Source organism: Mangrovibacillus sp. Mu-81 (genome assembly GCF_036867415.1).
Classification (GTDB): domain Bacteria; phylum Bacillota; class Bacilli; order Bacillales; family Bacillaceae_B; genus Rossellomorea.
Genome location: NZ_JBAJHU010000002.1, coordinates 85,899 through 98,351 on the forward strand (window position 1 = coordinate 85,899; position 12,453 = coordinate 98,351).

The window sequence follows — 12,453 nt, forward strand, 5'->3', positions numbered from 1 at the left end:
TTTCGCGGAGAAAATTTTCTTTACTCATTGGGAGGCACCATTAATTCTTGATAAGCCAAAAGAAATTGTGTAAAGGTTTCCTGACCCATTTCATTTTCGTTTAATCGAAACAGCCTTTCAAAGGTTCTATCTTTCGCTTCCTCAATCGAACATCCGCAAGCATTCATTATTAATTTCATATAAGAAACAAAATAGTCTTTTCTAAGCGTTCCGGCATGATTGATCGTCATTTGCATCACCTTTATATTCGTTGATAGGGGAAGTGCGGCTTCCCCTTTAAGCAGGTGTATCAATAGTTGCAGCAAGAAGACGAAGTTTCGTCACAGGAAGAATTTTCACTCTTTAGATTGACGCTGCAAACACCTGTTTCCGGTAAATCCAACTCCACTTTTTCAGCCCCGTCCAGATCACCACTTAAATAAGCGGCAACTGATCTAACTTGTTCATAGCCTGTAGCCATCAGGAAGGTTGGAGCACGCCCATAGCTCTTTGCACCTACTATATAAAAATCTTTCTCAGGCTGTCTTAACTCTTTTTCTCCGTGAGGCCGGACCGTACCGCAGCTATGAATATTAGGGTCTATCAATGGCGCTAATGCTCCTACACTTTCAGTTCCAGTGTCTATAGAGGTACGAAGTTCATTTATTATTGAAAAATCAGGACGGCTTCCTGTATTAACGATCATTTCTTCGATTCCATCAAGGCTCCTTTGATTACCATTTTGGCTGCCTATTAACTTGATTCCTTTTTCTGACTTTTTGACTGATTCGATACGAAATGGTGTAATTACCTTCACTTGCCCGTTCTCTACCAAATGGTGAATTTTGCTGCCGAGGAGGCCGCGAGCTTCAAGTGCATCCTTCTCTTCACCGCCATAAGCATCCTCAACCCGCTGCCTTCTCATAATCCATACTATCTCTGTTTCAGAATAAGCTTCTTTCAATTTAGCTAAATCTAATAAAGCATTGATGGCTGAATGGCCTCCTCCCACAACAGCAATCCGTTTATTTGCATAACGTTGTTTTTCCTTGCCTGTGATATCAGGAATACCATAATATATTTTTTCCTGCAGGGATTTTTCTTCAGGCAGCCATATCCCGCTTGAAACTGCCGGATTGGGGTGTCCCCATGTACCCGCAGCATCGATCACTGCCTTCGCTTCAAAGGATTTATATTCTGCATTTCTTTCAGTATGGATGATAAATGGGGCATGTTCCCTATTTGCTGTTTTCATTTTATCCAACCCTTTTCTGCCAATCGAAATGACTTTAGTATCGAGATGAACATATGGTTTAATCTCAGGCACCATGGACAACGGCTGCAAATAGTGTTCGACAAGTTCCTGCCCGGTCGGTAAACCTTTTAGATCAGGATGAATCCAGCCATTTGCATTTAATAAGTCATTAGCAGCTTTATCGACGTTGTATTGCCAAGGGGAGAATAATCGTACATGTCCCCAGGTTAAGAGGTTAGCACCAATTTTTGTTCCCGCTTCTAAAAGGATAAACGGAATGGCTCTTTTTGCTAAATGAGCTGCAGCTGCTAGACCTACTGGACCACCGCCTATAATTGCAACCGGTAATTTACTGGTTTCATTAGTTTCCGTCTTACTTTGAGTCAAGCTGACATTTGTACCGCAGCAACCGCTTTCATTAATAAGTTTCTTTCCCATCATTTATCTCTCCTTTTGTCCTTTAATAGGTTTTTGTTCGGACAGTATTGTGTATTAAAAGTTCCTCGAAATTTTCCAGTCATTCAAAATTTAGTAGATTTCAAATATCTCCTAATCTTTTGAACAATAAACTGTGCGTCGGGCCCCACCCCTCTTAACGTTGCAGAAGAAAATGAACGCTGACCTTCCAGGCCAATATAATAAAGTCCCGGTACGGAGGTACTGACCCCGGCAATTTGCATAGGCTTCCCTTCTTGATTAATGGCACCTAGATCGCTTAAGTAATCAAGGTTGTAATGGTACCCGGTAGCATAGATGACTGTGTCAACCTGTTCTTTTGTACCATCCGGCCAAATTACTCCATTTTCATAGAAAGAACTAAACATCGGTTTTTGATCGGGCTTGGCGGTTCCTTGCCGAACCGCCAGAAAGGAAAAGTATCTATTCCTGCAGTCCTTATCCAAAAGTGCAGGTCCTTCCCCAAGAATCTTTGTCTTATTAATTGAACCGGCTTTCTTACAGCTAAAGTTGTTTTGCCTGATTCTGCTAACTCAATGGCAATTTGCACAGCTGAATTCCTGCTCCCTGCCACAATTACTCTTTGATTAATAAAAGGCTCCGGGTTTCTATACTCAGATGAATGAATGGTGCGTCCCAGAAAAGACTCCTGCCCTTTGATCAAAGGAATATTTGGTTTATTAAATGAACCAGTTGCGTTGATAATAGTTTGAGCATGGAATGTCTCGCCGGATTCCGTTAAGATCTCAAACACTTTAGCCTTGCTCTTTATGGATAAGACCATTTGATTGACCATAACTGTCAGATTAAAGTGATTTTTATACTCCACTAAATAATCAATCACCTCCGCTTTCAAAGGATAATGATCAGGATCTCCCGGGAATTTCTTGCCGGGTAAAGATGAATAACGAGCAGAAGAAAATAGCTTGAGGCTATCATAATAATGTGGCCATGAACCTGCCGCATGCTCATTTGCTTCCAAAATTAAATAATCAAGTCCCTTTCTTTGCAAATAATACCCTGCTGCAAGACCAGCCTGCCCACCTCCAATGACAATAACATCCCAAATTTTTTTCATATAAACCCCCTCTTCATTTATTTGCAAATTGCAAGTATTGGATGCAGGGAATTACCCCTGTATTGGTTTACAACATGCACTGGACTTCGCCATTGCGTTGTTAAGCAGGTGAATTGAACGAATAACAGTCTCTCTTTCAAACTCATTCATCTGAGAAAAAACTTCATTTAAAAATGAATTCATTTGTTGGTCAATCGTGGCAGCAATATATTTCCCTTCTGTGGTTAAAGAAAGAATACTGATCCGTTTGTCATCCGGGTCTGGTGTTTTTCTAACCAGGTTCATTTTAACCAAGGATTGTACCTGCCGGCTAAACGTAGTAATATCAGTCCCTAAGATTTCTGCAATCTGTTGTATAGACGGCTTGAGCTGATTATCTATTTCATAGAGGATATGGCTTTGGATGAGGGAAATATCACATCCTCCAACACTGCAGCAATTTTTATTAAGTAAACCAAAACGGCGTGTCATGATTTGAAACATTCCACGAAGATTTTCCAATATTTCCACCTCCTAATCACATTGTATGTAAATTGATTGCGAATTGCAACTATTATTTGCTAGCAAACACAAAAAAATCCATTACCCAGGTTAGAAAGCCTTTAGTTTGATTGTTTGGTATCGGAATTCTAACTAGAATAGTCACACGAAAATTATTTACTATCTCTTCCCCTCTATCCGGGCTATTTCCTCATTTTGAAAACGCTTTTTCGCAATCTGAATAAGTTAATAATGAAAAGGAGGGGTTTACAATGGATAGTCCGATTTGGCTGTTTTTATTTTCTATACTTGCGGGCTTTGCACTTCTGAAGGCGCCGCTGACAGGGTTCTTGGCTCCGATTGATCCAATCGTTGATGTGATTGGGGTACTCGCTGTTTTATTATTCTCTTTAGTGTTGATCTTCAAAGGAGTCATGCATCTCATCGATAGCAGGAAACGATAAATAAAAAGCCCGTTCCACACTGCTTTATAGCTGCGTGGTGCGGGCCTTTTTCATCCGTCTTTCTTTTGGTGTTTTCGTTTTAGTGTAAGATAGTCTTCAACTTCTTTTTCAAGCTTCCACTTTTTTTTGAAGATGGCCGCTGACTCAGCTTTGACCGGGTCATTCTGCCGTTCCTTCACCATTATTATTTATCCGGTTCATCCAATGCCTGGTACTTTGCCTGATACTTTCCGCCATCCGCTACTTCGGAATGATACAAAGCCTTGAGCGCAAAGCTTCTTTCCAGTCCCTGTTCATCCATCAATCTTTTTAAGCGGTCCTGCAGTTCCTTTTCATCTTTCATCAGCCGTTTCATTTGGGAACGTATATATTTCAAGGGTTCTCAACTCCTTTTAAATTTCACCATGAACGTCCATTATAACAACCTTTGCGAAGAACACAAAGTTTAGCTGGTATGTAAGAAACCTGCTTGTTAAAATAGACGTACATATTCGGAAAATTCTGATCATTATGAATGAAACCCGGCAATCATACACAATTTTATAAAAAGGAGGGAATGGTATGTACACGTTATATTGCAGGATGTACCAACATGCTTATCGCGGTGCTGCTTATCTTCTGCCCTGGCGGAAACCGGAGCTGATCACGGGAGAAAACAGTGTGGAGAAACTCCCTGCACTCATTAAAGGGATGGGGATTCACACTATTTTAATCGTCACCGATAAAGGAATCGGCTCACTCGGACTTATGAATGGGCTGCTTTTGCAGATGGATGCGGAAAGCCTGAACTATACGGTTTATGACAAAACCGTCCCGAATCCGACGATTGAAAATATTGAAGATGCGCTTAGCATCTATCATATGAACAACTGTGAGGCCATCATAGCGTTCGGAGGCGGATCGCCGATGGATTGTGCGAAGGGTGTCGCGGCACGGGTTGCAAGACCGGACAGGACGATACCCCAGATGAGGGGGCAGTTGAAGGTCAGGAAAAGGATCCCCACTCTTTTTGCGATTCCGACAACTGCCGGTACCGGAAGCGAAGCAACGCTGGCTGCCGTCATTTCAAATCCCGAAACCCATGAGAAATATGCGGTAAACGATTCTGTACTGATTCCTCATTATGCCGTGCTCGACCCGCTGCTGACCGTGAAGCTCCCTCCCCGCATCACCTCGACGACCGGAATGGATGCATTGACTCATGCTGTGGAGGCGTATATTGGCAGAAGCAGGACAAAAGAAACCATCCAATGCAGCAAGGAAGCTGTTTCACTCATTTTTGCCAACCTTTATGGAGCGTATTCCGAAGGAGAAAATATCCACGCCAGGACCAGTATGCAGAAGGCTTCATATCTGGCCGGGGTTGTTTTTACACGTGCCTATGTCGGCTATGTTCATGCCATCGCCCACACACTCGGCGGCTTCTACTCCATCCCCCACGGACTTGCGAACGCGATCATCCTGCCGCACGTCCTTGAGTACTACGGGGCTTCAGTCCACAAACAATTGGCAGAGCTAGCTGATACCGCGGGAATAAGCCAAGCAGGGGATACGGCCGAACAAAAAGCCTCCTCATTCATTGAGGCGATCAAGAAACTGAACGAGGACATGGACATTCCGGCGAAAGTGAGCGGAATTGTAGAAAGCGATATCCCGCTCATGGTCAAACGTGCTTTGGCTGAAGCGAATCCGCTTTACCCAGTGCCGAAGATCTTGACGGAAAAAGACTTGTTTGAATTATATAGATTGATTAAGGAATAGTTAGCGTGAAAAGTCTGATCCCTTCGTAATGGGGATTAGACTTTTTGTATGAATCCCTTAATCTCAAAGGTAATGAACTTTATTCTAAATGCTGCAGCTGGCGGGTCATACATATTTTCCAGTGTAAAGGAAAATCTAACACCGATGTCAACGACTTAGGAGGGAACATCATGTTCAATCAGCAAAACAATGACCAAACTCAAAACACCACACCAGGCATGGTTCAAATGAACAAGAACCATGGCGGTCATGAATTATTCGATGCCCATGAAATCATTGCAGGTATCATCAGCATGCTTGATCAGTATCAAATGTATGATCAGCATATCCAGGATCCAGAATTGAAGGATATCCTCAAACGCCAATCGGCTTTCGTGACAACCATGTACAACACGATTGTCGGCAGTTTCACCACTGGCAGCGATCCTCAAGTACCGACTCAGCAGTATAAAATGATGCAAAACAATGACATTGTATATGGTCTCAAACCAGGACCGCCTAAGAAACCAAACCAATCGATCAGTGAGCTCTCAGAAAAAGGATTATCCGCTTATATGCTTGGTCAAACAAAATCACTCGCGACCCTGCTTGCTATGACAGCCCTTGAAATGACGAACCCGGTCCTGCGCCGTGTCACAGCAGACAGCGTGCCGAATTTCATTGAGATGAGCTATGAAATCTTCTTATACCAGAACAAGCACGGCTACTATCAGGTCCCCCAGCTGAACGACCAGGATATGGCGCAAATGCTGCAAAGCTATGCAACGGCCCCTCAGGGGAACATGTCTCACTAGCCATTATAGGATACGGACATTGGATGACTTTCAGAATCCTCATAAGCTGGCTGACATGCCCGTTTCGTTTTATGCGGGACACGGATGCGTTCCGTGTCCCTTTTAATTTTCTCTCAAGATGAAATCCTCGTCTTCACTTCCTCCACAGCCGTCCTGCCCGCCTCAAGTGATCTGGTAATCAGATAATAAAGTGCAGTCCCTGTAAGACCAAAAACAAGAAGGATGCCGCCCATCGCCACAGGACTGACCCATTCCCCGACGATGATCAGCAGCGATGCGATGATCATTGCCCCGTAAAAGGTGAGGCTGTAAAACGCCATGTACGTGCTGCGGGCATGGGATGGGGCAAGGTCGCCAATCATGGCCTGTTTGACCGGTACATACATCAGTTCGCCAATTGTCCCGACAAATATGAGGAGGAAGAGAAACCATATATTGCTGGTAAACGCAAGGGCACTGAAACTGACTGAAAAGATGAACATTCCCGCCACGAGGTTCCAGTGGTCCTTCCATTTTTTAAAAAGAATCAGAACAACCGTGGACAAGAGTACGACCAGCAGTGTATTTTCCGTCTTGAGAAATCCGAGCACCTTTGTGCCGTCGAGCATGAACTCCATTCCGAGCAGCGTGGCGGATTGCTCCGGGATCTCCTTTTCCAGCCGGATCCCGATATAGTTCGTCAAGGACTGCTCCAGTGTGAAAATGAAAACGGCACCGACTATATAAAACATGAACAGCTTATCTTTTAAGACAGCAGAATAGCTTTGAACCATTTCTAAAGGAGAAGATTTGGGCTGTGCCGTTGAAGGTTCTGGTGAAATTTGCTCTGGTGTGTAGGTTTCTGTGATGAAGAAAATGGTGATCAGGACTGATAGGAGCGAAATGCCCGATATCCCGATGAACAGTTCAAACAAATAGTTTTTGAACAAGAATGCTCCCATGATCCCCCCGATGGCGGTGGCCAAATTCCCGAGCCAGTAGCTGATTGTGAACACGAGTTTTCTCGATTCCGAATCCGTCACATCGATGATCATCGCCTGTGCAGCAGGCTGAAACATCCCGCCGGCAAACATATTGAGGAGAAAAAAGGCAGCCGACACATACGGGAGATCGAACCAGGGTGAATTGCAAAAAGCGATGAATAGATAGGTGACCAGCACACCAATCTCAGAATAGATCATGATGTTACGCCGGCCGATCTTATCGGAAACATGGCCGCCGATGAATCCTCCGACCACACCGCTGATGACGATCAAGATGAGGATGATCCCCGTTTCAGCAGCCCCGATTTTTTGAGCAAAGTAGATGGCCAGAAACGGAATGACTGCCATGGATACCAGTCCCCCCAGGAACTGCATACCCAGCCTTAATTTGATATTCGGGTGGATATCCCTCAGTTTCATTGCATGTCCTCCCCCGCGTCGGATACCGGACCAAATAGCCTCAATGCCTGTATTTTCATATCGCTCCATACTAAATTCGTATAATCATCGACAAAGGTCAATCTCATCCCATTTATCAGCGATAGATAGGACTGTGCGATCAAAGGCGGCGGATCCCGGTAGAACAGATCCAATTTCTGCCCTTCAGCAATGACCGGGTAGATGCGGTCGATAAAAACATTTACGAAGTCATCAAGTTCCTGGAACAGTGCAGGATAGCGGTCTGGTCTTGCAAGCACCTGTTGAATCAGCAGTAAATATTCCTTTCTCTTTGAAAATAAATCAACCTGACAGTGGATCATTTCCTTGATCTTCTCCATCGGGTTTCCGCTATACCTTTCTTCTATTTCATAAAAATAGGGCTTAATTTCTTCCAGCGGTTCCAAAATGGCTGACTGAAATAAGGTTTCCTTCGTTTCAAAATACGTGAAAACCGAACCGAAGCTTACACCCGCTTCCTTTGCCACCGCTGCAATCGGCGTTTCAGCAAATCCATTCTCACTGAATAATTTGACCGCTGCCTGCAGAATCAATGCTCTCTTTCTTTTCTTCTTTTCTTCCACTGAAAGTGAAGAATTCATGTGAATCATCCCCGAATAAAATTGATTGATCAATCAATCATTATTGTATTGTAATTTTATTCCATAGTCAACACCTATATTCCCGCAAAAAAAGGAAGCCTCTATACTAGAGGCTTCCTCTTCGCTGATAAAGAGATCCGGGACAGTGTACCTGTCCCCTCGTCCCGCTTTTAGTGCATGCTGTTCATGACCCAGACGGAGCCTGCGACGATGACGATGGCGATGAAGCCGGCCGAGAGCATTTTGCCTACCTGCCATTTTCCTTCGCCTTCGGTTACGTGCATGAACATGAACAACTGGATGGCTGCCTGAAGGAGCGCCAGTACAAATACGATGGCTACAATCAGCTTATACGCCAAGTCCATATAAAGTCCAAACCAAACGGCAAGGAATGTTAACGCAATTGAAAGGACAAAACCGATGACCTGCGTCCAAGGTATACGACTGTGGTTCGATGTGTTATTTGACATTATCCCACCATCCCTAGTAAGTACACGCTTGTAAACACGAAGATCCATACGAAATCAAGGAAGTGCCAGTACAAGCTGGATACAAATAGTTTTTTAGCAGTATCAGGGTTTAAGCCCCGTTTCTTCACTTGAAACATCACAAGGATGATCCAGAGGATCCCTAATGTTACGTGGAGACCGTGCGTACCAGTCAATAGATAGAATGAAGACCAGTATGCATTGGTGCCGATCGCCGCTCCTTCATGAATCAGGTGCAGGAATTCGGAAATTTCCATGTAAAGGAACCCTGCGCCGAAGAGCAAGGTGATGATCAGCCAGACCATCATCCCTTTGACGTTTCTTCTTCTTAATTCATTTATTGATAAACCGGACGTGAAACTGCTGATCAACAGCAGCAGCGTCATGATGATCGTGTTTTTCAAGTCGAACAATTCACCTGGCAGCGGACCACCGACCGTGCCGCCTTCAAGGGCGAAATAAGTGGCGAAGATCGTGGCGAACAGGGCCACTTCCGCACCAAGGAAAATCCAGAATCCAAAGATATTCAGTTTTCCTATATCAGTTTGATATTCAAGCGGCGTGTTAGGATCTACATTTGTACTGTGTGCCATACATCACGCCTCCCTCTTATTCGGATTTTCAGTTTTTTCTATTTCTTCCACACTTACATAATATCCTTCATCCTGCTTGTGTGAAGAGAGTGACCGGAAAGCCATGCATCCAAAGATCCCGATGAGGGCAAGGATGGCCATCCACCACAGTTCGAAGACAAGACCGAAGCCTGCAACAAAGAAGAAGCCGGACATGATGAAAGGCGTTCCTGCATTGCTTGGCATATGAATCGGTTTGTATTCCACGTTCTCGCGGCTCGGGACTTCGCCTTCCTGCTTCATGTAATAGAAGGCATCCACACTTTTCACCTCAGGGACATGTGCAAAGTTGTAGTGAGGCGGGATCGCAGAGCTGGTCGCCCACTCAAGTGTACGTCCGTCCCAAGCGTCTCCTGTTTCTTCTCTTTTTCCGTAACGGTAGCTGTAGTACACGTTGTACACGATGATCATGAATCCTACACCCATACCGAATGCACCGACGGAAGAGATAACATTCAATGCTGTCCAGCCGTCTTCAGGTCCATATGTGTACACACGTCTCGGCATACCGGCGAATCCTAATACAAATTGCGGTAAGAAACATACGTTGAATCCGATCGAGAAGAACCAGAAAGCCCATTTCCCGATTCGTTCATTCATTTTAAGTCCGAACATTTTCGGATACCAGTAGACGAGTCCTGCGAAGCAGGCAAATACAACACCGGCAATCAGCGTATAGTGGAAGTGGGCAACTAAGAAATAGTTGTTGTGATACTGGAAGTCAGCTGCAGCCATACCGAGCATGACCCCAGTCACCCCGCCGATCAGGAATGTCGGGATGAATGCCACCGACCACATCATGGCCACCGTGAATTCAATCCTTCCCTTATACAAGGTCCCCAGCCAGTTAAAAATCTTGATACCGGTCGGAATGGCGATTGCCATCGTTGTAATCGAGAACACACTGTTCAATGCAGCACTTCCGCCCATCGTGAAGAAGTGATGGACCCACACGACGAAACTAAGTAATGAAATGGCAGCAAGCGAGATGATCATCGATTTATAACCGAATAATGTCTTTCTTGCAAAAGTGGCAATGATCTCCGAGAAAATACCGAAAGCAGGCAAGATAACGATATATACTTCCGGATGACCCCATAACCAGAACAGGTTTGACCAAAGCATTGGATTTCCGCCGTCTGTCAGCGTAAAGAAATGCGTGCCGAATAAACGGTCAAAAGTCATCAGTGCAAGTGTCACTGTCAGGATCGGAAACGCAAATACAATGATGAATGCCGTGATCAATGTTGTCCAGGTGAACATCGGCATGCGAAGAAGCGTGATGCCCGGTGCACGCATCTTGATGATCGTAACGACGAAGTTAATACCCGTTAATAATGTACCAATCCCGGAAATCTGCAACCCAAGCAGATAATAGTTGATACCCGGACCGGGACTCCCTTCGATCGCGAGCGGAGCGTAGTTCGTCCAGCCCGCATCCGGCGACCCTCCGAATACGAATGACATATTGAACAAGATTGCCCCAAACATGAATGACCAGAAACTCAGGTTATTCAAATAAGGGAACGCAACGTCCCTTGCACCGATCTGGAGTGGGACAACAACGTTCATCAATCCCAGCAGAAATGGCATCGCCATGAACAGAATCATGATCGTACCATGAGTCGTAAAGATTTCATTATAGTGATGGGATGTTAAAAACTCATTATTTGGCACTGTTAATTGTGCCCTCATCAATAGTGCATCGACCCCTCCACGGAAAAGCATGATCAATGCAGCAAGGATATACATGATACCTATCTTTTTATGATCAACACTCGTGATCCAGTCATTCCAAAGCCATTTCCATTTTTTAAAATAAGTAAGGGTAGCGACAATTCCGATGACGGTGAAAACAATCGAAATGTTGGCTCCCAGAATCAATGGATCATTGAGGATTAAGTTATCCTTTATAAAATCAAACATCTAAAGCCCTCCTTTCTTAGTGCTCATGTCCCTCGTGGGATTTATGATTTTCCTGGTCATCCTGGCCACCTTCGTTCCCATGGCTGTCGTGACCTTCATTGACCTCGTGTGACCCGTGACCGTCATGAGCGGATCCGGCATCCACATCCGCACCGTGTGAATTTTCAGTGGCGCCATATTTCTCACGAATCGCGAAGGCATATTCTGAATTCTTGCCATGATCTACAATTGATAAGTGAGTGGACGAGAACGTCATCTCTTCAACAGTTCCAGGCAGCATGAGCTTCTCATACGTTTTTTCCGTCAGTTTCGGCTCACCGGCCTGAACATCCTTCACCCACTCTTCATATTTCGCTTCTTCCATCGCAACAAAATCAAACTTCTGATGTGTCATCCCTTCACCAGTGAAGTTTGAGTTCCGTCCGTCGTAAGTACCCGGCTCATCTGCCTGCAGGTATAGGTCATTGACCATTCCAGGCATCCCATAAATCTGGCCCCCGATTTGAGGAACCCAGAAAGAAGCCATGGAATCGGCAGCCGTCACCTTAAACAAGATCGGATGATCCTCAGGAACATTGACGTAATTCACCGTTTCGATTCCTTCTTCCGGATAGCTGAAGATCCACTTCCAATCAACAGCCGTTGCGTGGATCACAATCGGATCTTTATGAGCCGTTGCTTTCGGAGGTTCACTCAGTTCATAAAGCGCCTTCGTATTCGGAATCGACAAGGCAATGACGATCAATACCGGAATCAGCGTCCAAATGATTTCCAGTTTTGTACTGCCGTGCATTTCCGGCTTATAGTCACTCTTTTTACTGCTTCGATATTTTAGCAGAATAACAGTGAAGAAGGATAATACAACAACCATTATGCCAAGCATATAATAGATCGACAGCATGATCAGGTCTTTCTGAACAGCCCCTACAGGCCCTTTCGGATCGAGAACAATCATTTCACTTCCCGAACTGAATATGATAATGAAAAATAAAGAAACCAGACTGATCAACACAATCAAGTAAGGCTTGAATTTATTAAACATAGGGAGATCACCTTCCTTTATGTCAGAATTATCGTTGTAGCATCATACTAACAAATTCTTTAAAGAAGGTACCCT

General features: G+C 44.5%; 14 protein-coding genes and 1 pseudogene. 3 read left to right on the forward strand and 12 right to left on the reverse strand.

Annotated elements, in window-relative coordinates; translation table 11 throughout:
- Window positions 1-20: 20 nt before the first annotated feature.
- From V6B33_RS04180 to V6B33_RS04195, 4 genes and pseudogenes are all read right to left on the reverse strand, one after another.
- The gene (locus V6B33_RS04180) at window positions 21-230 is read right to left on the reverse strand and encodes a hypothetical protein (protein WP_334216500.1); all 210 of its coding nucleotides are present in this window, start codon (window positions 228-230) and stop codon (window positions 21-23) included.
- 59 nt (window positions 231-289) lie between these two features.
- On the reverse strand, window positions 290-1,675 hold the full coding sequence (locus tag V6B33_RS04185; RefSeq protein WP_334216501.1) for an NAD(P)-binding domain-containing protein: 1,386 nt from the start codon (window positions 1,673-1,675) through the stop codon (window positions 290-292).
- A gap of 80 nt (window positions 1,676-1,755) precedes the next feature.
- Window positions 1,756-2,768, reverse strand: a pseudogene (locus V6B33_RS04190) (flavin-containing monooxygenase).
- A 51-nt stretch (window positions 2,769-2,819) separates the two neighbouring features.
- The gene (locus tag V6B33_RS04195; RefSeq protein WP_334216502.1) at window positions 2,820-3,269 is read right to left on the reverse strand and encodes a MarR family winged helix-turn-helix transcriptional regulator; all 450 of its coding nucleotides are present in this window, start codon (window positions 3,267-3,269) and stop codon (window positions 2,820-2,822) included.
- Between the two features lie 251 nt (window positions 3,270-3,520).
- On the opposite strand from V6B33_RS04195, the gene V6B33_RS04200 reads away from it, so the two are divergent.
- Window positions 3,521-3,712, forward strand: a complete 192-nt coding sequence (locus tag V6B33_RS04200; protein WP_334216503.1) for a hypothetical protein — start codon at window positions 3,521-3,523, stop codon at window positions 3,710-3,712.
- Window positions 3,713-3,762: 50 nt separating this feature from the next.
- On the opposite strand, the gene V6B33_RS04205 is transcribed toward V6B33_RS04200, so the two are convergent.
- Together V6B33_RS04205 and V6B33_RS04210 are read right to left on the reverse strand one after the other, a co-directional pair.
- Window positions 3,763-3,894, reverse strand: coding sequence for a DUF4385 family protein (locus V6B33_RS04205; RefSeq protein ID WP_442915468.1), 132 nt, complete (start codon window positions 3,892-3,894; stop codon window positions 3,763-3,765).
- Window positions 3,895-3,896: 2 nt separating this feature from the next.
- Entirely contained in the window at window positions 3,897-4,088 is a 192-nt protein-coding gene (locus V6B33_RS04210) for a hypothetical protein (RefSeq protein WP_334216504.1), read from the reverse strand.
- Window positions 4,089-4,273: 185 nt separating this feature from the next.
- On the opposite strand from V6B33_RS04210, the gene V6B33_RS04215 reads away from it, so the two are divergent.
- Both V6B33_RS04215 and V6B33_RS04220 read left to right on the forward strand, forming a co-directional pair.
- Window positions 4,274-5,473 carry an iron-containing alcohol dehydrogenase gene (locus tag V6B33_RS04215; protein ID WP_334216505.1) on the forward strand — a complete coding sequence of 400 codons (1,200 nt, stop codon included), beginning with the start codon at window positions 4,274-4,276 and terminating at the stop codon, window positions 5,471-5,473.
- Window positions 5,474-5,643: 170 nt separating this feature from the next.
- Entirely contained in the window at window positions 5,644-6,267 is a 624-nt protein-coding gene (locus V6B33_RS04220; RefSeq protein ID WP_442915469.1) for a spore coat protein, read from the forward strand.
- Window positions 6,268-6,380: 113 nt separating this feature from the next.
- Here the strand turns inward: V6B33_RS04220 and V6B33_RS04225 are convergent, their stop codons facing one another.
- From V6B33_RS04225 to qoxA, 6 genes are all read right to left on the reverse strand, one after another.
- A complete protein-coding gene (locus tag V6B33_RS04225) occupies window positions 6,381-7,670 on the reverse strand; it encodes an MFS transporter (protein ID WP_334216506.1) in 1,290 nt (429 codons plus the stop codon).
- A complete protein-coding gene (locus V6B33_RS04230) occupies window positions 7,667-8,290 on the reverse strand; it encodes a TetR/AcrR family transcriptional regulator (protein WP_334216507.1) in 624 nt (207 codons plus the stop codon). Before V6B33_RS04230 ends, V6B33_RS04225 begins: the two co-directional genes overlap by 4 nt.
- 170 nt (window positions 8,291-8,460) lie before the next feature.
- Window positions 8,461-8,760 (reverse strand): cytochrome aa3 quinol oxidase subunit IV, encoded by a 300-nt coding sequence (gene qoxD / locus V6B33_RS04235; RefSeq protein ID WP_442915470.1) that lies wholly within the window; start codon window positions 8,758-8,760, stop codon window positions 8,461-8,463.
- Window positions 8,760-9,371 carry a cytochrome aa3 quinol oxidase subunit III gene (qoxC, locus tag V6B33_RS04240; RefSeq protein WP_334216508.1) on the reverse strand — a complete coding sequence of 204 codons (612 nt, stop codon included), beginning with the start codon at window positions 9,369-9,371 and terminating at the stop codon, window positions 8,760-8,762. Before qoxC ends, qoxD begins: the two co-directional genes overlap by 1 nt.
- Before the next feature lie 3 nt (window positions 9,372-9,374).
- Entirely contained in the window at window positions 9,375-11,336 is a 1,962-nt protein-coding gene (qoxB, locus tag V6B33_RS04245) for a cytochrome aa3 quinol oxidase subunit I (RefSeq protein WP_334216509.1), read from the reverse strand.
- A gap of 16 nt (window positions 11,337-11,352) precedes the next feature.
- Window positions 11,353-12,378, reverse strand: coding sequence for a cytochrome aa3 quinol oxidase subunit II (gene qoxA, locus V6B33_RS04250; protein ID WP_334216510.1), 1,026 nt, complete (start codon window positions 12,376-12,378; stop codon window positions 11,353-11,355).
- Window positions 12,379-12,453 lie beyond the last annotated feature (75 nt).